Source organism: Acinetobacter sp. NIPH 1852, from assembly GCF_022549455.1.
In the GTDB taxonomy this organism is placed as follows: domain Bacteria; phylum Pseudomonadota; class Gammaproteobacteria; order Pseudomonadales; family Moraxellaceae; genus Acinetobacter.
In genome coordinates, this window is record NZ_JAKZGG010000003.1 from 62,591 (window position 1) to 86,256 (window position 23,666).

At 40.9% G+C, this 23,666-nt stretch carries 20 protein-coding genes; 14 read left to right on the forward strand and 6 right to left on the reverse strand.

Going from position 1 to position 23,666, the window contains the following annotated elements; all coding sequences use genetic code 11:
* Positions 1-85 precede the first annotated feature (85 nt).
* Both hpxO and MMO38_RS03530 read right to left on the reverse strand, forming a co-directional pair.
* Positions 86-1,243 (reverse strand): FAD-dependent urate hydroxylase HpxO, encoded by a 1,158-nt coding sequence (hpxO, locus tag MMO38_RS03525; RefSeq protein ID WP_241322572.1) that lies wholly within the window; start codon positions 1,241-1,243, stop codon positions 86-88.
* Between the two features lie 181 nt (positions 1,244-1,424).
* The gene (locus MMO38_RS03530) at positions 1,425-2,135 is read right to left on the reverse strand and encodes a FadR/GntR family transcriptional regulator (RefSeq protein ID WP_241322573.1); all 711 of its coding nucleotides are present in this window, start codon (positions 2,133-2,135) and stop codon (positions 1,425-1,427) included.
* Between the two features lie 162 nt (positions 2,136-2,297).
* Here MMO38_RS03530 and alc point away from each other — a divergent pair, with 162 nt between their 5' ends.
* Together alc and MMO38_RS03540 are read left to right on the forward strand one after the other, a co-directional pair.
* Entirely contained in the window at positions 2,298-3,302 is a 1,005-nt protein-coding gene (alc, locus tag MMO38_RS03535; RefSeq protein WP_241322574.1) for an allantoicase, read from the forward strand.
* Positions 3,303-3,587: 285 nt separating this feature from the next.
* Positions 3,588-4,091, forward strand: a complete 504-nt coding sequence (locus tag MMO38_RS03540; RefSeq protein ID WP_241322575.1) for an ureidoglycolate lyase — start codon at positions 3,588-3,590, stop codon at positions 4,089-4,091.
* Positions 4,092-4,130: 39 nt separating this feature from the next.
* Here the strand turns inward: MMO38_RS03540 and MMO38_RS03545 are convergent, their stop codons facing one another.
* Positions 4,131-5,144 (reverse strand): 2-oxoglutarate and iron-dependent oxygenase domain-containing protein, encoded by a 1,014-nt coding sequence (locus MMO38_RS03545; RefSeq protein WP_241322576.1) that lies wholly within the window; start codon positions 5,142-5,144, stop codon positions 4,131-4,133.
* A gap of 654 nt (positions 5,145-5,798) precedes the next feature.
* Between MMO38_RS03545 and MMO38_RS03550 the strand changes: the two genes are divergently transcribed.
* Genes MMO38_RS03550 through MMO38_RS03565 form a run of 4 tightly spaced genes read left to right on the forward strand, consistent with a single transcriptional unit; the run spans position 5,799 to position 9,892 of the window.
* Positions 5,799-6,779, forward strand: a complete 981-nt coding sequence (locus tag MMO38_RS03550) for an ABC transporter substrate-binding protein (RefSeq protein ID WP_241322577.1) — start codon at positions 5,799-5,801, stop codon at positions 6,777-6,779.
* Positions 6,780-6,832: 53 nt separating this feature from the next.
* Positions 6,833-7,654, forward strand: coding sequence for an ABC transporter ATP-binding protein (locus tag MMO38_RS03555; protein ID WP_241322578.1), 822 nt, complete (start codon positions 6,833-6,835; stop codon positions 7,652-7,654).
* On the forward strand, positions 7,647-8,441 hold the full coding sequence (locus MMO38_RS03560; protein WP_241322579.1) for an ABC transporter permease: 795 nt from the start codon (positions 7,647-7,649) through the stop codon (positions 8,439-8,441). Before MMO38_RS03555 ends, MMO38_RS03560 begins: the two co-directional genes overlap by 8 nt.
* The gene (locus MMO38_RS03565) at positions 8,438-9,892 is read left to right on the forward strand and encodes an amidohydrolase family protein (RefSeq protein WP_241322580.1); all 1,455 of its coding nucleotides are present in this window, start codon (positions 8,438-8,440) and stop codon (positions 9,890-9,892) included. Before MMO38_RS03560 ends, MMO38_RS03565 begins: the two co-directional genes overlap by 4 nt.
* Before the next feature lie 245 nt (positions 9,893-10,137).
* Here MMO38_RS03565 and puuE read toward each other — a convergent pair whose 3' ends face one another.
* The gene (gene puuE, locus MMO38_RS03570; RefSeq protein ID WP_241322581.1) at positions 10,138-11,088 is read right to left on the reverse strand and encodes an allantoinase PuuE; all 951 of its coding nucleotides are present in this window, start codon (positions 11,086-11,088) and stop codon (positions 10,138-10,140) included.
* Between the two features lie 141 nt (positions 11,089-11,229).
* Positions 11,230-12,147, reverse strand: a complete 918-nt coding sequence (locus tag MMO38_RS03575) for a LysR family transcriptional regulator (protein WP_241322582.1) — start codon at positions 12,145-12,147, stop codon at positions 11,230-11,232.
* A 176-nt stretch (positions 12,148-12,323) separates the two neighbouring features.
* Between MMO38_RS03575 and MMO38_RS03580 the strand changes: the two genes are divergently transcribed.
* The 8 genes from MMO38_RS03580 to MMO38_RS03615 all read left to right on the forward strand — a co-directional run bounded on the left by MMO38_RS03580 (position 12,324) and on the right by MMO38_RS03615 (position 22,095).
* On the forward strand, positions 12,324-13,379 hold the full coding sequence (locus MMO38_RS03580; RefSeq protein WP_241322583.1) for an aromatic ring-hydroxylating dioxygenase subunit alpha: 1,056 nt from the start codon (positions 12,324-12,326) through the stop codon (positions 13,377-13,379).
* Between the two features lie 149 nt (positions 13,380-13,528).
* Positions 13,529-14,281 carry a histidine utilization repressor gene (gene hutC, locus MMO38_RS03585; protein WP_241322584.1) on the forward strand — a complete coding sequence of 251 codons (753 nt, stop codon included), beginning with the start codon at positions 13,529-13,531 and terminating at the stop codon, positions 14,279-14,281.
* A 116-nt stretch (positions 14,282-14,397) separates the two neighbouring features.
* A complete protein-coding gene (locus MMO38_RS03590; RefSeq protein WP_241322585.1) occupies positions 14,398-14,865 on the forward strand; it encodes an NUDIX domain-containing protein in 468 nt (155 codons plus the stop codon).
* A gap of 323 nt (positions 14,866-15,188) precedes the next feature.
* Entirely contained in the window at positions 15,189-16,865 is a 1,677-nt protein-coding gene (hutU, locus tag MMO38_RS03595; protein ID WP_241322702.1) for a urocanate hydratase, read from the forward strand.
* Between the two features lie 88 nt (positions 16,866-16,953).
* Positions 16,954-18,492, forward strand: a complete 1,539-nt coding sequence (gene hutH / locus MMO38_RS03600) for a histidine ammonia-lyase (RefSeq protein ID WP_004671734.1) — start codon at positions 16,954-16,956, stop codon at positions 18,490-18,492.
* A 115-nt stretch (positions 18,493-18,607) separates the two neighbouring features.
* A complete protein-coding gene (gene hutI, locus MMO38_RS03605; RefSeq protein ID WP_241322586.1) occupies positions 18,608-19,813 on the forward strand; it encodes an imidazolonepropionase in 1,206 nt (401 codons plus the stop codon).
* Positions 19,814-19,846: 33 nt separating this feature from the next.
* The gene (gene hutG, locus MMO38_RS03610; protein WP_241322587.1) at positions 19,847-20,767 is read left to right on the forward strand and encodes a formimidoylglutamase; all 921 of its coding nucleotides are present in this window, start codon (positions 19,847-19,849) and stop codon (positions 20,765-20,767) included.
* Positions 20,768-20,823: 56 nt separating this feature from the next.
* Positions 20,824-22,095: a Glu/Leu/Phe/Val dehydrogenase gene (locus MMO38_RS03615; RefSeq protein WP_241322588.1), complete on the forward strand. Its 1,272-nt coding sequence runs from the start codon at positions 20,824-20,826 to the stop codon at positions 22,093-22,095.
* 69 nt (positions 22,096-22,164) lie between these two features.
* Here MMO38_RS03615 and MMO38_RS03620 read toward each other — a convergent pair whose 3' ends face one another.
* A complete protein-coding gene (locus MMO38_RS03620) occupies positions 22,165-23,571 on the reverse strand; it encodes a PLP-dependent aminotransferase family protein (RefSeq protein ID WP_241322589.1) in 1,407 nt (468 codons plus the stop codon).
* Positions 23,572-23,666: the final 95 nt, after the last annotated feature.

Here is a 23,666-nt window from a genome sequence, read left to right on the forward strand (position 1 = left end):
TTTTTATGGTCTTATTGGCGATTGCTTGAAAAGCGTTGAGATAAAAAAAGCCCCCAATTAAGGGGGGAGTTAAAACTTTCTTTTATTAATCTAAAGGATTTCCTACAATATTGCTAATAATTCCTTGCATGATGTGTGAACCTTGTTCTTGATAAAGTGATTGATACCATTCCTCAGTCACTTTTTGATCTTTCATATGGGTTACATCACAACGTTTACGCGCGCGGAAAACCATTTCCCTTGTACGATCATTGCGTTTGTTTTGGTATCGTTCTAGTGCATCACTTAACCCAAAAGTATTTATCTGCAAAGCACGTGCCAAGTAAATGGCATCCTCCATGGCTTGGCAGCCGCCTTGTCCTATATCTGGGGTGGTACTATGGGCTGCATCACCGAGTAAAACGACACGACCTTTATAAAAATTCATAAAAGGCTCAATATCATGGATTTCGACTCGATTGGTTTTTTGTTCATCTAAGCAATCAATCAGTTGATGTACAGGTGAGCACCAGTCTTTAAAATATTTTTTCAGCTCAGTTTTATATTGATCACGTTGATTTGGTAGACCTACTTCTATAGGTACATCGAAAAAGAAGTAAAAGCGATTTTGCGCAACGGGCATGAGAGAAACTCGTTTTCCTTCACTCACATAGGTCGTCCATTGTTGCGCTGGAGCGATATTTTCGTCGATTTCGACTAAACCATTCCAGTTGACATAGCCTGCATACCGTCGTTCGACTTGATGGTCCAATACAAATGTACGGGTAATGGAATGGGTTCCATCTGCGCCAATCAATAGATCAGCTTGAATCTGCATACCATCTGCAAACTGAATGCTGACATGATCAGGATGATTTTCAATTTCGGTCATTTTCATGCCGAGTTTAATATCTTCTAAACCAAACTGTTGCATGAGAAGTTGTTGTAAATCTGCACGGGCAACAGGGTAGGCACGTTGTCCTACTTCTTTGTATAAAGGTGTTAAGCTAAATTGAGTCATGGTCTGATGCGTGAGTCCATCGACATATGCGAGCGACTCCATTTTTCCACCCAAAGCTTGGATTTGATCAGTCAAGCCAAGGTAGTTTAAGCATTTCACACCGTTTGACCATAGCGAAATCGCCGCACCTACAGGTAGAATTTCTGCCGCTTGTTCGTAGATCGTAACCTGATGGCCAAATTTTTTTAAAGCGATACCAGCAGTTAAACCGCCCATACCTGCGCCTATAATCGCAATATTCATCGTTTAGACCCTGATTGTTAAAAATATAAAATTTCTAAACAGTCTTAAGCGAGAAGCGTGCCAGTTTTATTGAGTGGTTTTACTGGTCATACCAGTTGTTGTGCTTCATTAAAATGCAGAAATGGGATGAGTGTGTTGATGTGGTTCAAAGTTTGAAGCAAAGTGGTGCGTGGAAATAAGATCATTGCTCATGTCGAGAAAAATAGACCCCCGCACGCTGTGCAGCACCAATGATATGCGCTTGCATGGCTTTCTCAGCCGCTACTGCATCTTGTTTAAATAACGCTTGTAAAATCACGTCATGTTCTTGAATGGTTTTAAAAGCAAGATTAGGTTGGACAAAGGGGAGGATCTGGCTTTTTTTCATCCATTCAGTGTGCATTTTAAGTGTCTGAATAATCGATTGATTATGACTTAATTCGATAATATGTTGATGAAAGGCATAATCAAATTCGGAAGCGGCTTGCCAATTCTGTTCCGAGATTGCATTTGCGAGTGCTTCATAGTGTTGTTGTAGGATCGTTTTATCTTGTTCGGTTAGATATTCACAGGCGAGTAAGGCGCAAAACCCTTCAAGTACATAGCGCAATTGGTAGAAATCTTTTAAAGAAATGCGGTGTTCACCTTCCCATTGTTCAGCGGCTTTACTGTGTTGTGAAATCACATAAACCCCTTTACCAGCCTTGATTTCCAACAATCCCAAAGCGGCAAGACGCGTTAAAGCTTCGCGCAAAGAAGCACGACTTATTCCGAGTTGGAGGGCTAAATCGCGTTGAGAGGGTAATGCAGAACCAATCGCATAAGTCCCTTGTTGAATGCGTTGATGGATGACTTCCACAGCTTGCTCAGTCACCTGAGATGATTTTCCATTGAGCATTGCTTGTGGGCTCATCAGTGGTCTAACCTAAATAAAATAATCAATTTGATTCTACACAAAATTCATAATTTTAGATTGACTCAAACGAAGATTAAGCAGATTTTTTATAACAGGTCAGACCAGTTGGACTGGATTTTGCATATAATGAATCATATAAAAATGTTTTAGGATTGATCAATGACGGTGCATATTGCCAAAGCAGTGACTTTGCCAGATAACTTACAGGGTTTAACCAATTTAGCTGATGCGCGTATTGGCGCGAGCATCGTATCTTGTTCTGATGAGTTTTTCGCAAGTGCGGAAAGAATGTTGCAAACTGAACCTGCCAAGTTTATTGAAGGTAAATTTGATGATCATGGTAAATGGATGGATGGCTGGGAGACACGTCGTAAGCGTGAAGCTGGTTATGATTGGTGCATCGTTCGTTTAGGTGTAACAGGAACAGTCTCTGGCTTTGATATTGATACTTCTTTTTTTACAGGGAATTATCCTGCTTCCGCCTCAATAGAAGGGTGTTATGCACCTGATGATCAATTGGAAAATATCACTTGGACTCCATTGTTAGAAAATTCAGTTTTATCTCCAGATCATCATCATTTTTTTAATTGCGAAGCACAAAAAATTACTCATATTCGCATTAATATTTTCCCTGATGGTGGGATTGCTCGCTTACGCGTGTATGGAAATGTCGTCCTTGAAAATATAGATTCAACTCAACAAATTGATTTGATCGGTTTGAAAAATGGTGGACGTATTGTGGCATTTAGCAATGCGCATTATGGGCATCCAAATAATTTACTCAGTCCAGATCGCGGCATCAATATGGGCGATGGTTGGGAAACCAAACGTCGTCGTGCACCGGGGTTTGACTGGTGTATTATTGCTTTAGGTCAAGCTGGACAAGTAGAAAAAATCGAAATTGATACAGCGCATTTCAAAGGCAATTATCCTGCATTTTGTTCGATTCAAGCCGCGTATGTTGAAGATGCAACGGATGCTCAATTGATTCCTCAAAGTATGTTTTGGTCTTTCTTGCTGGAGCAGCAACCGTTATCAATGGATGCCATTCATGCATACATTACTGAAATTTTGCAGCATCAGAAAGTGAACTATATCCGTGTCAATATGATTCCTGATGGGGGGATTAGTCGGATTCGATTGTGGGGCAAAATCACAGAATGAAATTGTTTCTTCAGTAATGAGCAAGGTCATATAAGTTTTGATAAAACAGATCATTTTTGAATTGGTATTTGCTTACTTTTGAAAGATCAAAAGTAACAAAAATCTTTTGTTAGGCTGATGGCACATCCTGAGCAAAACCAAAGTACTGCTTGGGTTGCAGCGCAAGACAGCCTAACGGGCGGCATCCATGCCGCCTAGCTCGATAGCAAATGTTCATTATGCATTGGATTAGAGAAGAACAATCTACGAAGTTTCGTTCTGCTAAAATAAAGTGAAGTTCAATATATGAGAAAAAACATCCAAATTCAGCCTTTAACTCAGGAGAGTTTCTCCGCTTTTGGTGATGTGATTGAAAAAGACAATCATGATTTTTTCCCAATTAACCAAGGTTTAACTGAGCGCTATCATGCACTTTCTCTCGCACAAGTGTCAGGTGAAAATGCTGCGGTAGGTATGAGTATTTTTCATAATTTATGTGCAACAGAAGCTCCATTTAAAATAGATATGCTTGAATGTCATCCGTGTGGCTCACAGTCGTTTATTCCACTACAACAGCAACAATTTATCATTATCGTGGCGCTACCTTTGGATCAAACACAACCAGATGAACAGCAGATTTTTGCCTTTTTAAGTAATGGTAAACAGGGTATTACCTATCGCCAAGGGGTTTGGCATCATCCATTAATCACGTTGGAAGCAAACAGTGATTTTTTAGTCGTCGATCGTATTGGTGGAGGGCAAAATTGCGATGTGTATCATTTGACTCAATCGAAATGGGTTGTCGAGTAGCAACAGTCAGAGATTGTGAATCTCTGACTGTATCAGTGTTTAATATTTCCCTTCAAAATTCGCACTAATCCGTTGTTTTAAATATTCCTTTGCGCTGATTGCTGGGTATTTTTTCTTTGGACTTTCAATGATTACATCTTCATTCGCCTGACAGAAGAATGCCAAACTATATCGCGCACCTTGATATTCATTGGCTTCAGGGTTTTTAACGCGGTGAAAATTCGATGGAAGTTGATCATCGCTCCAACGCATCAACATATCACCAATATTACAAGTAATCACATCATCACGTGGTTCAATACTGGTCCATTGCTGTTGTTCCATGTCTTTACCTGGACAAACTTGCAGACCGCCTTGACCTTTACGTTGAAACAGTAAGGTTAGGCAATCAAAATCAGTATGCGCACCTGCTCGCCATAAACCGAGTTGATCTTTCAAAGCGGGATCAATTGCATAGTAATGCAACATGCGTAAGGTACTTTGATAGCTTTCTTGATCAGGCTTGTGGGCGAGTGCAAAGAAATCATCTGCAAAACCGAGCTTGTATGCAAAACAAGATAGAACTTTCATACCCACTTGCCAGCTTGCTTTTTCAAACTCAAGCATGGTGGTCTTAAATGCGGGTAATTCTTGTTCGCTAGGGTACAACCCTGCCATACGTGGGCGCGTAATTTGATAGGATTCTTTTTGATCAGGCGTACTGGTCGATGGGCGAATTTGTGCTTTGCTTTCCCAGCCTGCATTACGATTTAGAGGATACTGTGCTTTGACGTGTTCAGGAAGATCAAAGAACTTTTTTGTCATTTCAAAAGCATTGTGAATTTGGGCAAGATCAATACCGTGATTAGAGATTTGAAAGAAACCTATATCTGTTGCAGCACTCCAAAGTTGCTCTGCAATTTCATATTTACGCTTTTCAAAGTCTGATAAATCAATTACCCGAACTTCTCGTTCAAAGGTTTCTTGACCTAAAGCACCCATACGCGCTTCTTTTTGTAACTCTTCTAAGTTGTAGTGATCGTCAGTTAAGTTGGTCATATTTGCGCTATTCATATTTCACCTCAATTTTTGGATAAACCATGACCCAATCAAATTGAATGAAAGAGACTGGATCATTTTTTCAAAAAAGAGCAGCACTTTCTAAATCAATAGAAAATGAGCTTATTTCTGAGCAATGACCCACATATATGTCGAATCGACTATATATGCTGAACGCTTCTACTCTGACCTATTGATATAAGCATTTTTTATACCAAATTTAAAATGTGCTGTTTGAAGATATTTAATCGATAGAAATAAGGCTAAATGGTGAATGAAAAATCAAAAAATTATTTTATGATTCTTTTTTGCACATTTTGATGTTTTAGAATGGTGCATTTTTGGATTTGATTAAAAGCTATCTCTATTTAAAAAATAGTATTCGATTAAAAATAGGTGATAGATGAAGACCTAAAACAAATTGTTTCGGATCATTTTGTTGAAAAATAAAGATTAAATAAATACTGGCATGGTGTTTGCTAAATCTTTACTGAGTATAAGCGGTCAGTGTGTACTTTCACACGGGACATTGCTCTACAGCGTTTGCTGTTCCTCTTTTGGGGACAAAGCCAATGTTTGGCTTTGAGAGAATCTATGTGCTTATACATTTGGTTTTTATTCCCCTAAAAGAATAGCGAGATGAGTTCTTATATATTTAGGGGTTTACTTATGAAAATTCAGCACTATGTAGGCAAAGCACGGTTCACTGTTATTGCTGGCGCATTATTCTTTGGTTCATTTACCCATGCTGCCGATAAACTGGTATTACAAACCACATGGTATGCACAAGCAGAGCAAGGTGGTTATTATCAAGCTCTGGCACAGGGTATTTATAAAAAATATGGATTAGATGTCGAAATAAAAGTGGGTGGGCCGCAAGTCAATAATATGACGCTGTTACTTTCTAAACGTGCCGACATTATTATTAATTATGATTTACAGGTTTTAAAAGGGATTGAAAGTAAGTTTCCAATCAAAGCGATTGCAGCACCATTTCAGTTCGATCCTCAAGGCGTATTAACGCATAGCGATGTAAAGTCCTTGGCTGATCTAAAAGGCAAAACCATCTTGGTTTCAACCAGTGGACAAGCAAGCTGGTGGCCTTGGTTAAGAGAAAAATACAGTTTAAATCCAGCTCAGGCGCGTCCTTATACTTTTAATATGCAGCCATTCTTAGCGGGCAAAAATGTCGCCCAACAAGCCTATGCAACCTCTGAAGTTTTTCAAGCAAAAAAAGCAGCACCATCCAGCAACTTCTTCTTATTTGCTGAGGCTGGTTATCCAGCTTATGGTGGCATTTTAGTGACTCGCAATGATGTGATTCAAACCAAGCCAGATGTGGTACGCCGTTTTGTGCAAGCCTCTATGGAGGGATGGAAAAACTATCTGGCTGACCCCAAGCTTGGAAATGCCATTATCAAAAAAGAAAATCCAAATATGAATGATGAGCTGCTCGCTTTTGCAGTCAGTCAAATGAAAAAATTACAATTAATTGATGGTGGCGATGCCAAAACACAAGGCGTCGGAGTTATGACCGACGCACGCTGGAAAGCGACGCGTGATTTCATGGTGAATGCAAAATTGCTAGATGCTAAAACCAACTGGAAATCGGCTTATACCACACAGTTTGTCAGTCCTGTGAAGAAATAAAAGCTGTATTTAACGGTTAAGAAAATAGGGCAATCGCACCAAGGGGAAACCACATGAATTCAGTTTTATCTGTTGATCTTCCAGTAAATACATCATCAAATTTTGTAACACCAATGCTCATGGTGAGAGGGGTAGAAAAAACCTATCCCAATGGTACCCATGCATTACAACGGCTCGACTTAAATATTGCACGGGGTGAAATTATTTCATTACTTGGACCATCTGGATGTGGCAAAAGTACTTTATTGAAAATGTTTGCTGATCTTGAGCAACCATCAGCAGGGCAAGTCCGTTGGAATGGCAAGGCTGATATTCAATCGCAATGTAAAATGGCAATGGTGTTTCAGGAAGCGACTTTAATGCCGTGGGCAAATATTGAAGACAATGTTCGTCTACCTTTAGATTTGCAGCATATTTCCAAAGCTGTGAGCACCCCCAAAGTTTTAGATGCGCTAAAAGCAGTAGGTTTAGACAAATTTAGCAAAGCCTATCCACGGGAACTTTCAGGTGGGATGCAGATGCGTGCTTCTTTGGCTCGCGCACTGGTCACAGAACCTGATTTGTTATTGATGGATGAGCCTTTTGGGGCATTGGATGAATTTACCCGTCATAAGTTAGATCGTGATATCCGAAAACTTTGGTCTGAGCGAGATTTAACCGTTGTTTTTGTCACCCACAGTATTTATGAAGCGGTGTATTTGTCCTCACGGGTGATTGTAATGGGGGCACGTCCGGGGCGTGTGGTCGCTGATTTGGAAATTGAAGGTCCATATCTGCGCGATGAATCCTTTAGAACATCTGATGTTTTTATTAAACAATGTGCACATTTTTCAGCGTTATTGGCTAAAGCAAGTGGGGAGCATGATCATGATTAAACCATTAATAAATAATCCTGCGATACAGCGAATAGCAGCACCCTTGATGCTTGGTTTTTTATTGTTATTGTTTTGGCAATTGAGCTTTCAGCAATTAGAAGTGCCTGTTTATATCGTGCCGAAACCAAGTGATATTGTGATGGCGATGATCAATCAATCTTCATTGCTCTTTGGTAGTTTGCTGGTGACGCTAAAAATCACCTTATTGGCTTTTGCTTGTGCAGTGGTCATCGGAACTTTAATTGCATTCGTATTTGTGCAAAGTCGTGTGCTAGAAGCGTGTTTTATGCCGTATGCGATTTTATTTCAGGTCACGCCGATTGTGGCAATTGCGCCTTTGGTGATTATTTGGATTCAAAACACCACTTTAGCATTGGTCGTCTGCGCGATGTTGGTGGCAGTATTTCCAATCTTAACTAATACCACTTTAGGTTTGCGTAGTGTGAATAAAGGTTTACTCAATCTTTTTCAGATCAATAAAGCCAGTCGCTGGCAAATTCTCATGCGTTTACGTGTACCCAATGCCTTACCTTATTTCTTTGGTGGATTGCGGATTTCATGTGGTTTAGCGCTGATTGGTGCAGTCGTGTCTGAGTTTGTTGCAGGCGCAGGTGGAACGAGTGCGGGGTTGGCTTATCAGATTTTACAGGCTGGATTTCAACTTGATTTACCGCTCATGTTTGCAGCGCTCTTTTTAATTACCTGCACAGGCTTGGGACTATTTGTATTGATGTCTTTGTTAAGCCGTATCTTTTTAAGTAAATGGCATGAGAGTGAACAAGTATGAGCCAAGATTCTTTGAGTAAACGTTATTTAATTAAAAATGCCCATGCCATTCTGACTGGTTTATCGAACGATACCGCACGTTCGTCAGCGACAGCGATTCGGATACAAGATGGAAAAATTATCGAACTAGGGTCACTGACACAACACGCAAATGAACAGGTGATTGATGCCAAAGACTGCGTCATCTATCCAGCATGGGTGAATACACATCATCATTTGTTCCAATCTTTGTTGAAAGGCGAGCCACAAGGTTTAAATCAGAACTTAACTTCATGGCTTGCCAGTACCCCATATCGGTTTCGTGGCGCTTTCGATGAAGTCACATTTCGGGTTGCTGTACGAATTGGTTTGATTGAACTATTACGTTCTGGTTGTGCCACAGTTGCAGATCATCATTATCTATACTGGCCGAAGATGCCTTTTGATGGCGCAGCCATTTTATTTGATGAAGCGGAAAAGCTAGGTATGCGTTTTGTGCTGTGTCGTGGTGGTGCGACCCTAACGCGTGGGTTGGAAAGTGAGCTACCACAAGCTTTGCGACCTGAAAAATTTGATGACTATATGGCAGATATTGAACGTCTGGTCGCTCAATATCATCAACCTAGTGGAACTGCATTCCGAAAAATTGTTATGGCACCGACATCAACTTTGCATTCGACGACACCACAACAACTGAGGGAAAGTGCTCGCATCGCCCGGCAACTCGGCATTCGGATGCACAGTCATTTGTCAGAAACAGTCGATTATTTGGATGCCGCCAAAGCTAAATTTAATATGACTCCAGTGCAATATTGTGCTGAACATGATTGGATTGGCAATGATGTTTGGTTTGCGCATCTTGTGAAATTATTACCAGAAGAAATCCAGTTATTAGGTCAAACCCAAACAGGCATTGCGCATTGTCCACAAAGTAATGCGCGTTTGGGCAGTGGGATTGCTGATCTGGTCAGTTTAGAAAATGCAGGCATGACGATTTCGATTGGGGTTGATGGTGCAGGCTCTAATGAAGCCGCCGATATGCTGTCAGAAACCCATGCTGCATGGTTATTGCAACGTGCTAGAAAAGGGATGTTGGCAAAGCCACAGTATGACGGTGGACTGTTTGAGGGCGGTGCAGATGCTGCCAGTATTGAAGACATTATTCGTTGGGGCACTGCTGGTGGAGCCAATATCTTAGGTTTAGATCAAGTTGGAAGCATTGCAGTTGGGCAACAAGCCGATTTGGTTGTGTACGAGTTAGATGATCCACGCTATTTTGGATTACATGATATGGCGATTGGTCCTGTGGCAAGCGGTGGGCGAGCGCGTATTAAAGCGATGTTTGTTGCAGGGAAAATGGTGATTGAAAATGATCAAATTCCAGATCTGGATATGATGGAATTGGCTTGGCAAGCGAAGCAATCCGTAAAAGTGTTGCAACAGCGGAGTATGGAAATGGCTAAAATAGCCTAAGCTGTTCCAAAACGTTGCTAGGCTATGATTTACTCTGGAACTTAAGTTTTTTGAATTTATATATTACTATCGTGGGGCGGCATGGATGCCGCCTGTTGGACTGCGGTAGCAGGGAAGTACCGTCAGTCTAACAAAGGATTTTTGATTACTTTTGATCCTTCAAAAGTAAGAAATTGCCAATTCAAAAGCAATCTGTTTATACATAACTTATCTGGCAGTGCTAAAAAACTGTAAAGGAAATAGATTTATCCCTGATAAGGATGATGTCTATACCAATGCTCCGCAATTTGCTGACGAGTGCAGACCCAAACTCGATCATGATTCTGAACATAATCCAAAAAGCGTTGTAATGCTTTAAAACGCGCAGGGCGACCTAAAATTCGACAATGCATCCCGATTGAAAGCATTTTCGGTGATGTCGCACCTTCAGCATACAACACATCAAATGCATCTTTTAAATACTCAAAAAAGTCCTCACTGCGGTTAAAACCAGTCGGAGAGGCGAACTTCATGTCATTGGTATCAAGCGTATACGGAATAATTAAATGCGGACGAGTTTCGCCATTTTCGTTGGTTAGCGTGGTCCAAAAGGGCAGATCATCACCATAGTAATCACTGTCATATTGAATCTGATCATAGTCGGCTAACAGTTGACGGGTATTCGGACTATCACGCCCTGTATACCAACCTGTAGGGTATTTGCCAAATAAATCTTTTAAAATCTGCATGGCTTCGGCCATGTGTGCTTTCTCGGTTTCAATATCTACATTTTGATAATGAATCCAACGTAAACCATGCGAAACCACATCATAATGATGCTGTTTAATTGCCTCAACGACCAATGGATTTCGTTGTAATGCCATCGCTACCGCAAAAATGCTCATTGGCAAATTACGTTTGGCAAATTCTTGCTGAATACGCCAAAAACCGACTCGTGAGCCATATTCATAAATCGAATCCATGGACAAATGCCGAGCGGGATAACTTTCTGCACCGCTAATTTCAGATAGAAATTGTTCTGAGCCCTCATCGCCATGCAGGATATGTTTTTCACCACCTTCTTCATAATTCAATACAAACTGAACGGCAATTTTGGCTTGATTTGGCCATTGGGCATGCGGAGGTTGATTGGCATAACCCAGCATATCTCGAGGATAGTCCGTTGCGAAATGGTCAGCTTGATCTGAGACGGTCATGGGATTGCCTGAATCTTTAAAATGTGAAACTTCACATCAAATTACTTGATGTAATGATTCAGTGTCAAATAATTAATGCATTTAAATCAATGGTTTGTTGTTTTGTTTTGGTGCGTACTTAAGCTTGTTTGAACGAGTTTTTTATATCATGCGCAATTTTAGTGCCTCCATTTCCTCAACGATTTGATTCATCATGATTTGTGCAATACGGGAAAGTTGCCGTTTTGGTGCAACACATAAGGCGAGGGTGATGGGATGTAACCCATTTTCATGGATTGCTCTAAACTCGAACTCATCCGTTTCAATAAAAGGATAGGCATCCAAATAACTCATAATGCCAATGCCTAAATTCTGTCTCAGCAAGGAAATCATCATACGAATGTCGTTACATTCGATTTTATGTGGTGGATTAAAATCATGTTTTTTGTATAAAGCGGTGACGTGATCGTGAATAATTAAAGGTGCAGCAGGGCTAATATGGTTGCATTCTATGGTGTCTGAGAAGTAAATCTTTTCCTTATTTGCTAAGGGATGACGTTTCGGAATCACAAAACCGAGCGGTACTTCAATAAAGGAACAGATTTGCAATTGATGCTGATGTTTAGGATTGAGAATTAAGCCAAAATCCAGCTCAGCATTGATCACCATCTCTGCCACACTTTCACTCTCTAGCACCCGAATATTAAAATTAATCCAAGGATATTGTTGATGTATGGATTGGATTACCTGAGTAACAAAACCTTCACTGAGCGCTGAAATTATTCCAAAATCGATCGAACCACGCTGTAAACCTTGAATCTCATTCAAGCGCTTTTGAGTCATTTGAAATTCTTTTTGCCAACTGCGTAAATCGGCATACAACAATTCACCAGCCAAAGTCAGTTTTAGTCCATTTGGCAGACGCTCAAATAAGGCAACGCCGAGTTCTTCTTCAGCCAAAGCAATCTGACGATGCACTGCTGAGACGGAGATATAAAGTTGATCTGCCGCTTTCCTTAAACTGCCTGTTTTGGCGACAGCAATAAAATATTCTGCAAAACGAGAAAAAGGTAATGCCATTGCAAATGCGCCGAATAAAAATGAGTATTTATGCAAAAGCAATTTTAATGCCCAAGTGTTCTAATTTTTAGAATGATTGATCAAATTCATTCTAATAGACGAAATTATTGTTCTGCTCCAAACTGCATTTAAGCCATACAGATTCTCGATCTATAGCAGAAAAATGAGAGCAAACAATGAATGCAATCCCTTTAATTAATGTGCCGAATAAACCTTGTCATAGCCAGTTTGATGATCGAGATTGGGAAATACTGGCACAACATTGGTATCCCGTTGCACGAGTTGAAGATGTAACTACAAAGCCTCAGCAAGTCACTTTACTTGATTTGAATATGGCGATTTATAAAACTGAAAAGGGAAATATTCATTTGGTGCGTGATATTTGCCCACATCGCGGTGTACCGTTAAGCAAGGGGTGGGTCGAAGGTGAAACGATTATTTGTCCTTATCATGGTTTGCATTTCAATGAAGACGGCAAATGCACCAAAATTCCTGCGCAACCCGATTTGACTAAAATTTCTGATCGTTTTTCCTTAACCAAGTTTCCTGTGGTTTTAAAATATGGTTTGGTATGGACCAGTATTTTAGGACGAGATGAAAGCTTGGCGAATTTCCCTGTTTTGAATACATGGGATGTGGAACAGCATCAAGCGATCTTGCCGCCGTATGTGGATATTGCGGGTTCAAGCGGTCGTCAATTGGAAGGGTTCATTGATGTGGCTCATTTTGCTTGGGTGCATCACAACGCATTTGCAGATCGAGAGAATCCTGTTGTTCCGAAATATTCAACGGAACGAACCGCTTATGGACTACATACTGAGTATGTCAGCAATGTCAGTAATTATCCGCATGGTATGCAGCATCTAGCGCCAGATGATTTTCTATGGGAGCGTATTTTTGATGTCTATCCACCTTTTTCAGCAGTACTCACCATCCATTTTCCAAATGCTGGCGTGTTGAAAATCCTCAATGCCTGTTGTCCTGTATCCCATAACAAAACCCGTTTGTTTGTGCCTTTAACTCGAAACTTTGATACGACGGGTGATTTACAAGGCGTTTATGATTTTAATGCGCAGATTTTTGCCGAAGATCAGGAGATGGTGGAGTCTCAGAAACCTGAAGAGTTGCCCTTAGATATTACAATGGAAGCGCATTTTGAAGCAGATCGCTCTTCGACCATGTACCGTCGTATTTTGGCTGAGTGGGGCTTGAGTAAACGGTATACGGTATAAGAGAATACAAGTTGATGGCTATTGCGTTTTTAAACGCTTGATATTGCGATTTATTAGAATCGAAACAATCTAATTGTATATGCTTGTCTATACAAATATGATCGATTCAATATACAATAACTGAGCATATATTGTATGAGCTTTAGCCAATGTCAAGAACGTCCAAGCAACATGATTTGGATTTATCACTCGCAGAAGATAGTCCTGTCCCTTTGTATTTGCGTGTGAAACAAATGATTTCACAAAAAATCTATGAAGGCACATGGACGGTGAATAAAAAAATTCCTTCAGAAAGTGAATTGGTGAATTTACTCGGTTGTAGCCGTATGACCATCAACCGAGCTTTACGAGAGCTGACCAGTGAAGGTTTGTTGGTGCGTATACAAGGGGTTGGTTCTTTTGTAGCAGAAGGGCAAGGTCGCACCGCGCTTTTTCATGTCAATAATATTGCAGAAGAAATTCTTGCTCGGAATCATAAACATCGTGCCGAAGTATTGGTATTAGAACAGATTCAGGCGAATGTTGAACAAAGTACACTCATGCAAATGCGGGAAGGACAAAAGCTTTTTCATTCGATTATCGTACATTATGAAAATGATGTGCCTGTACAAATCGAAGACCGTTTAGTTGATCCAACACTCATCCCAGATTATTTAGCGCAAGACTTTAGCAGCATTACACCAAATGCTTATTTGATGTCAAAAGCACCTGTAACCGAAGGTGAGCACGTAGTAACAGCGGTACTTGGCTCAGTACAAGAATGTAAATGGTTGAAGATTAATAAGACCGAGCCTTGCTTATTGATTCGCCGTCGAACTTGGTCGAATAAACAATTGATTTCCAGTGCGCGTTTGATTTATCCAGGTAGTCGTTATTATCTGGAAGGTAAATTTACGCAATGAGTGCAGAATTTTAGTTTAATTGTTATTTAATGGTTAAATTCATAAATGGTAAATACATTTTTAGGAAAATTAAGGATGTATTTTCCCCTTTATCTAGCACCAAAAGGTATTGAGTTATGGCTGAAATTTTAATGGCATCGCCAATCATTGGTGTAGGTATAATGATTTTGGATATGAATGAAAACGTGTTGTTAGGCTTAAGAGTTAAGTCTGGAGAAGAGGTTTCATGGTGTTTTCCAGGCGGTAAAATTGATATTGGTGAAACCTTTGAGCAATCAGCGGTAAGAGAGACCTTTGAGGAAACTGGTTTAGAGTTGGATTTGAAAGGAATGCAGGTGTTTACTATGTTTATCGACCGTGCTGCATCTTATACCAATACGACAGTTGGCTTGATGTATAAGCTAAATGATTCACTGTTGAAAGAAACTGTTCAGGTTACGGAACCTGACATTTTTCAGAAGTGGGATTGGTTTAGTTTATCCAATTTGCCGTGTAATTTATTTCCTCAAACAGAGGCAATGCTAAATATTTGGAAAGATGAGCCATTATCTTCTCAATGGGTTCGCTATCTGATTAAGTCTTAGCAAGTTGAATAAAAAATTATTGAAAATTATTGTATTGAGAGCATCACTTTTGAAGCAAACTTGTCTAATCGAACTGAAAAAAGTCTAATTTATTCTCTTTTTATTAAACCCATACAAATTGTAGTTGTATGGGTTTTTTGTTGTCTTAATAAAAATAAATCAAGTAATTTCATTGTGTTGTAAATTATTTTTAGAGATGGAACGAAAAGCATCTTTTCAAGATAAAAGATTTGTGTAGTATATAGATGTATATACAAGTTAAGACATTGCTATACAGTAAAAGCAGTTTAACTTGCAGACCATATTCGATTGAAAGGAGTCTTATTGTGACGACGACAACAAAATTTCGTGATGTAGAAATTCGCGCACCTCGTGGCACAAAGTTAAATGCCAAGAGCTGGTTGACCGAAGCACCATTACGAATGTTGATGAATAATCTTGATCCTGATGTGGCAGAAAATCCGAAAGAGCTCGTTGTTTACGGTGGGATTGGTCGTGCTGCTCGCAATTGGGAATGCTATGACAAGATTGTTGAAACACTAAAAAACTTAGAGCTTGATGAGACCTTATTGGTTCAATCAGGCAAACCTGTTGGCGTATTCAAAACCCATAAAGATGCACCACGTGTGCTTATTGCAAATTCAAATCTTGTTCCACATTGGGCGAATTGGGAACACTTTAATGAGTTAGATGCAAAAGGCTTGGCAATGTACGGTCAAATGACTGCTGGTTCTTGGATCTATATCGGTAGTCAGGGCATTGTACAAGGCACATACGAGACTTTTGTTGAAGCAGGTCGCCAGCACTATAATGGTGATTTAAAAGGTCGTTGGGTACTCACTGCTGGTTTAGGTGGTATGGGTGGTGCGCAACCATTAGCGGCAACACTTGCTGGCGCTTGTTCTTTGAATATTGAATGCCAACAAGCCAGTATTGATTTCCGTTTACGTACACGCTATGTCGATGAGCAAGCAACAGACTTAGATGATGCGCTCGCGCGTATTGATAAATACACCAAAGAAGGTAAAGCGGTTTCGATTGCACTACATGGCAATGCTGCTGAGATTTTACCTGAGTTGGTTCGTCGTGGTGTACAGCCAGATATGGTCACAGACCAAACCAGCGCACATGATCCATTGAATGGTTATTTACCACTGGGCTGGACGTGGGAAGAATATCGTCAACGCGCCAAAACTGAACCTGAAGTTGTGGTGAAAGCGGCAAAGCAATCGATGGCGAAGCATGTTCAAGCGATGCTAGATTTCCAAAAAATGGGTGTTCCAACATTTGACTATGGCAATAACATTCGTCAAATGGCGCAAGAAGAAGGTATTACAAATGCTTTTGATTTCCCAGGTTTTGTTCCAGCATACATTCGTCCATTATTCTGCCGTGGCGTTGGTCCATTCCGTTGGGTTGCACTTTCAGGTGATCCAGAAGATATTTATAAAACAGATGCTAAAGTCAAAGAATTAATTCCAGATGACGAGCATTTACATCGCTGGTTAGACATGGCTCGTGAGCGTATTAGTTTCCAAGGCTTACCAGCACGTATCTGCTGGGTAGGTTTAGGTTTACGTGCAAAACTCGGTTTGGCATTTAATGAGATGGTGCGTAGTGGTGAACTTTCAGCGCCAATCGTGATTGGTCGTGACCATTTAGATTCTGGTTCAGTATCAAGTCCTAACCGTGAAACTGAAGCGATGCAAGATGGTTCGGATGCAGTTTCAGATTGGCCATTACTCAATGCATTACTAAATACCGCAGGTGGCGCAACATGGGTGTCATTGCATCACGGTGGTGGTGTTGGCATGGGCTTCTCGCAACACTCAGGTGTCGTGATCGTTTGTGATGGTACAGATGAAGCAGCAGCACGTATTGCACGTGTACTGACCAATGACCCTGCAACAGGGGTGATGCGTCATGCAGATGCTGGTTATGACATCGCGATTGATTGTGCCAAAGAGCAAGGTTTGAACCTGCCAATGATCACTCAATAAAAAACATCACAACCACGATTACGGCGTTTTTTGCAATTGTGTAACAAGCGCCGTAAGAAAATAATATAGTGCAAAACAGGACGCCAAAATGGAACTCTTAATTCAACCCGGCAAACTTACGTTAGCAGATCTGCGCCACGCATACTTAAATCCAATCAAAGTCAAACTTGATGACAGTGCAGCTGCTGCGATTAATGCCAGCGTTGCTTGCGTTGAGCAAATCGTCAATGAAGGGCGTACGGCTTACGGTATTAATACTGGTTTTGGTTTATTGGCTTCGACCAAGATCGCACCTGAAGATTTAGAAAAGCTACAACGTTCTTTAGTGCTTTCCCACGCTGCAGGTGTGGGCGAGCCGCTTGATGATGCCATGGTTCGCCTAATCATGCTGCTAAAGGTCAATAGCTTGGCACGTGGTTTTTCGGGTATTCGCCGTAAAGTGATTGATGCGATTATGGCACTGATCAATGCTGAGGTTTATCCACATATTCCATTAAAGGGTTCAGTGGGTGCTTCGGGCGATTTGGCGCCACTTGCACATATGTCTTTAATTTTACTCGGTGAAAGTAAAGCACGTTATAAAGGTGAATGGTTACCTGCTGTTGACGCACTCAAAATCGCAGGCCTAGAACCGATTTCTTTAGCAGCAAAAGAAGGTTTGGCGCTGTTAAATGGTACACAAGTTTCAACCGCATACGCATTACGTGGCTTATTTGAAGCAGAAGATTTATTTGCTGCTGCAACGGTTTGTGGTGGTTTAAGTGTTGAGGCCATGCTTGGTTCGCGTGCGCCTTTCGATGCACGTATTCATGAGGTACGTGGTCAACGTGGTCAAATTGATGTTGCTGTTGCATATCGTGACTTATTGACAGATTCAAGTGAGATTGCACATTCGCATGAAGATTGTAGCAAGGTTCAAGATCCGTATTCACTCCGTTGTCAGCCACAGGTCATGGGTGCTTGTTTAACTCAAATCCGTCAAGCGGCAGAAGTGTTGGCGATTGAGTCAAATGCAGTTTCGGATAACCCATTGGTTTTCGCTGCTGAAGGCGACGTGATTTCAGGTGGTAACTTCCATGCTGAACCTGTTGCAATGGCGGCTGACAATTTGGCATTGGCCATTGCGGAAATTGGTGCACTGTCAGAGCGCCGTATTTCTATGATGATGGATCGTCACATGTCACAACTTCCACCATTCTTGGTGGCCAATGGGGGTGTGAACTCAGGCTTTATGATTGCACAAGTTACAGCTGCTGCTTTGGCGAGTGATAACAAAGCATTGGCACATCCTGCCAGTGTCGATAGTTTGCCAACTTCAGCAAACCAAGAAGATCATGTTTCTATGGCACCGAATGCAGGTAAACGTTTGTGGTATATGGCAGACAACGTACGTGGCATTTTGGCCGTTGAATGGTTAGGTGCATGTCAAGGTCTTGATTTCCGTGAAGGCTTGAAAAGCTCTCCAAAACTTGAGCTCGCGCGTAAAATCTTGCGTGATCAAGTGCCTTATTATAGTGAAGATCGCTTCTTTGCACCTGATATTGAACAAGCAAGTGAATTGCTTGCAAGTGGATGTTTGAACGAGTTAATTATTCCAAATCTCTTACCGAGTTTAGTTAAAGGCTGATAATGAAGAAAATGGTCACATGGAGTAACCACAGTCTGCCGCAGAATATCGGAATGGAACGCTAAAAACAAAATAGCCTAAGCATCTGATGCTTGGGCTTTTTGAGGATATATGCATGAAAAAGCTTTGGAAAAACTGTCATATTGCCACCATGCAAGATGGACAATATTCCAGTATCGAAAATGCTGCCATGGTGACGCTTGGGCAGTACATTCATTGGATCGGTGCAGAAAAAGATGCGCCTGCTGATGATTATGTGGAATCTATTGATCTCAAAGGCGCGTGGGTGACTCCAGGTATGATTGATTGTCATACCCATAGTGTTTTTGGGGGCAACCGTAGTGTCGAATTTGAACAACGTTTGCAAGGTGTGAGTTATGCAGAGATCGCTGCAAGTGGCGGTGGGATCGCAAGCACAGTGCGTGCAACACGTGAAGCAACTGAAGAACAGTTACTTGCATCAGCACTCAAACGTATTCGTTGTATGCAGAAAGAAGGTGTGACCACCATTGAAATCAAGTCTGGTTATGGCTTGGATTATGAAAATGAACGGAAAATGCTGCGTGTGATTCGTCAGATCGCGCAAACTTTACCCATGACCGTGAAAAGCACCTGCTTAGCGGCACATGCTTTGCCACCTGAATATAAAGATCAAAGTGATGCGTATATTGAGCATATCTGTACGGACATGCTGCCAAAATTACATCAAGAAGGTCTCGTCGATGCGGTGGATGCTTTTTGTGAGTATCTAGCATTTTCACCTGAGCAAGTCGAACGTGTGTTTAAAACGGCACAAGCTTTGAATTTGCCGATTAAATTACATGCAGAGCAATTGTCATCATTGGGTGGATCAAGTTTAGCGGCACGTTACCATGCATTATCAGCAGATCATTTGGAATTTATGACTGAAGATGATGTTAAGGCAATGGCAGAAGCGGGAACTGTCGCTGTGCTATTACCCGGTGCATTTTATTTCCTAAGAGAAACGCAGCTTCCACCACTCGAAAGTTTACATAAGCATGGTGTTCGGATTGCATTGTCTAGTGATTTAAATCCGGGTACCTCACCAGCATTGTCTTTGCGTTTGATGCTCAATATGGGCAGCACCTTATTTCGTTTAACGCCAGAACAAGCGCTGGCAGGTGTGACCATTCATGCTGCACACGCACTCGGTCTACAGGATACGCATGGAAGTTTAGAACAAGGCAAAGTTGCCGACTTTATTGCTTGGGATATTGAACATCCATCTGAAATTGTGTACTGGCTCGGTGGTGATTTACCGAAACGGATTGTTCAACATGGCAATGAAATTGTTTTTTAGTATCAAAATTAATTTTAAAGAGTGACATTGATTATGAATCATTCATTTACGTGGCAAGGACGACAAGATGGTGAGGGTGAAGGGCATTTACGCATCCATCAAGTGGTCAATACCAGCCAACATGCCACTTTTGCCTTGATTGGCTTTAGTTCGGATGAGGGGGTGAAACGTAATAAAGGTCGCTTAGGTGCAGCAGATGCACCAGATATGATTCGTGCTCAATTGGCAAATTTACCTGTGCATCAGCCTGTTACGATCGCAGATGTTGGTACCGTAGTCTGTGATCAAGGTCAGTTAGAAAAAGCACAGGCAGAGTTGGCTGAGCAAGTAGAAAGAAGCTTAAAACAAGGCATGAAGCCGATTGTTTTAGGTGGTGGACATGAGGTTGCTTTTGGAAGCTTCTCTGGATTATTTCAGTATATTCAAAAGCATCAACCAGATAATAAAATTGGCATTATCAACTTTGATGCACATTTTGATTTGCGTGAAGCAGAGCGTGTTAGTTCAGGTACGCCATTTTTAAATGCAGCACAACTATCATCACAACATGATCAAGAATTTCATTATTTATGTATCGGCGTTGCGAAACATTCCAATACGAAAGTGCTGTTTGAAACAGCAGATCGCTTAAATTGCGAATATATATACGATCAACAATTACAACCCTCAAAAATTGATCATTTGATTGCGAAAATTAACGGTTTTATCGAAAAAGTTGACCACTTATACATTACAGTAGATCTGGATGTATTTAGTGCCAGCATTGCTCCAGGTGTGAGCGCACCAGCAGTGAAAGGAATTGATTTATCAATCTTTGATCCGCTGTTCCAAGCCATTAAGGAAACAGGGAAAATCCGTGTTTTTGATGTGGCGGAATGTAATCCACGGTTTGATTTGGATAATCGAACATCCAAATTAGCTGCATATATTATTTTTAATTACATATTCGATTGATGGATCGGCTGCGCAAGTAGTCGCTTCATCAATTTTTAATTTTATGAGGATAGACAATGTCTAATTTATCTTATATCTCTCAAAATAACGGTCCATGGTCAACCTATCTCGAACAAATTGATCGTGTTGCTCCTTATCTAGAGCATTTAGCAGATTATATCGATACACTCAAACGCCCTAAACGCGCTTTGATTGTGGATGTGCCGATTGTGATGGATGATGGTACGATTCAACATTTTGAAGGCTATCGCGTTCAACACAACTTATCGCGTGGACCGGGTAAGGGCGGTATTCGCTATCATCCAGATGTAGATTTGAATGAAGTAATGGCGCTGTCTGCATGGATGACCATTAAAACTGCGGTATTAAATCTTCCATTCGGCGGAGCAAAAGGTGGTGTGCGTGTAGATCCACGTAAACTTTCACCACGTGAGTTAGAGCGGTTAACACGTCGTTATACCAGTGAAATCAGTCATATCATTGGGCCACAAAAAGATATTCCAGCACCTGATGTAGGCACTAATGCAAATGTAATGGGTTGGATTATGGATACCTATTCATCTGGTCAAGGTCATACCGTAACAGGTGTTGTGACAGGTAAACCTGTACATTTAGGCGGTTCATTAGGTCGTGTTAAAGCGACTGGTCGTGGGGTGTTTATCACAGGTCAGCAAGTTGCAGACAAGATCAAACTGCCTTTAGAAGGCGCAAAAATTGCAGTGCAAGGTTTTGGTAATGTGGGTAGCGAAGCGGCTTACTTGTTTGTTGAATCGGGATCGAAAATTGTGACGATTCAGGATCATACAGGCACTATTTACAATCCAGAAGGGATTAACTTAGAAGAACTAAAAGTTTATTTTGAGAAAAACCAAGGTGTCGGTGGCTTTGCTGGCGCGCAAGCCATTAGTGATGAAGAGTTCTGGTCTATTGAGATGGATATTTTGATTCCAGCAGCATTAGAAGGGCAAATCACTGTTGAACGTGCTGAAAAAATCACAGCGAAATTGGTTCTCGAAGGTGCAAACGGTCCAACCTATCCTGATGCAGATGACATGTTGATCAAACGTGGTGTCACGATTGTGCCAGACGTAATTTGTAACGCGGGCGGTGTAACCGTAAGTTATTTTGAATGGGTTCAGGATATGGCGAGTTATTTCTGGTCAGAAGATGAAATTAATCAAAGACTAGATAAGTTGATGATCCAAGCGATCAACGATGTATGGCATACCGCAAGTGAAAAAGCATGTAGCCTTAGAACTGCTGCCTTTATTTTGGGTTGTGAACGCATCCTGAAAGCACGTATGGAACGCGGAATTTTCCCAGGTTAACTTTAACTGGGTGAATCAAAACGATCTTAGAGCGAGTGCTTTAAGGTCGTTTTTTTATAGTGCAGTAAATTACATTCCATCCTGAATAACATCAATAAATAGTTCAACGGCGTGTTGAATCTGCTCAGTCCAATCAAAAGAACAATTCATACGAATGAATTGTTGATGAGAAGGCAAAACATTAAATAATGGGCTAGGGGCGACACCGACTTGACGTTGAATCAGTTGTTCATACACCTGCATACTACTGACCTTGTCAGGCAATTGAATCCAAAGAAAAAACCCACTTGGATAGTTATAAACTTTGCAGCCTTGGGGTAAATGCTGTTTCAGAAAATGAAAAAATTGCTTTTTATTTTTTTCTAAAGTGCGTCGAAGTGTTCTCAAGTGCTTTTCATAATGATGATGTGAAAGAAACTCAACCAGTGCATTTTGAATCAATGCATTCGCTGAAATGGTACTCATCAGTTGCAAATGTTGGATATGCTCTGAGAATTTGCCTGCATAAACCCAGCCTACACGAAAACCTGAACCCAAGGTTTTTGAAAAAGAAGAGCAGTGTAATACTAAATTTTGCTGATCAAAATACTTCATCGGCAATGGTTTTTGGTGACCATAAAATAGTTCTTCATAGACATCATCTTCAATCAAATGAATTTGATGCTCATGTAAAAGCTTTGCGATTTTATATTTAATCTCTTCGCTTACGGTAAATCCAATTGGGTTATGTGCATTCAGCATGAACCAACACACTTTAATCGGATAATCTCGAATCACTTGCTCAAATGCTTCAAGATCAAAACCATGCTGAGGATGTTCGGGAATGGTAATGACTTTTAAACCCAAACGTTCAGCCGCTTGCCAAGCGCCATAAAAGATGGTTTGTTGCAATAAAATATAATCGCCTGGTTGCGTAATCGCTTGCAGAGAAAGATTAAGTGCATCTAAACCACCTGATGTAATGACGATATCATCGGCCTCAGTTGGAATCCCTTGCATACAATAGCGTTGAGCAATCAGTTTTCTTAAGGCTAAGTTTCCTGGTGGTAGGTTTGAGGTTTGATCATAGCTATGCCGATTACGTGCCAGTTGTCCCATAATTTGAATGAGCTTGGGCGGATAGAGCAATTGACTCTCTGGAAAGGCCGAACCTAAAGGGCTGACTTGTTTGGACTGAATAGATTTCAGGTATTTAAAAACCAGCGAGTTAATTTCAATTTTAGGATTTAAAGAAACCACAGAATAGGCTTGGGGAATGTTCGGATTGCTTTGTTCCGCGACAAAATAACCTGATTTTTCCTTTGAATAAATCAGTCCTTGTGCTTCTAGTTCTTGGTAAGCATTCATCACTGTAATTAAACTAAAACCCGAGATTTGGACTTGCTCACGTAACGAAGGTAATTTGCTATGCGCTTGCCACGTACCATTCTCGATGAGAAGTTTAAGCTTATGCGCCAACTGTTCTGATTTATACATAAGGTCACGCGTCCAAATTTACTCTGTTTATGAGAATGCAGTATTTAGTGCTTTAATTTTATAACAGAATCTAGAGGAATGAATAATCTGTTATA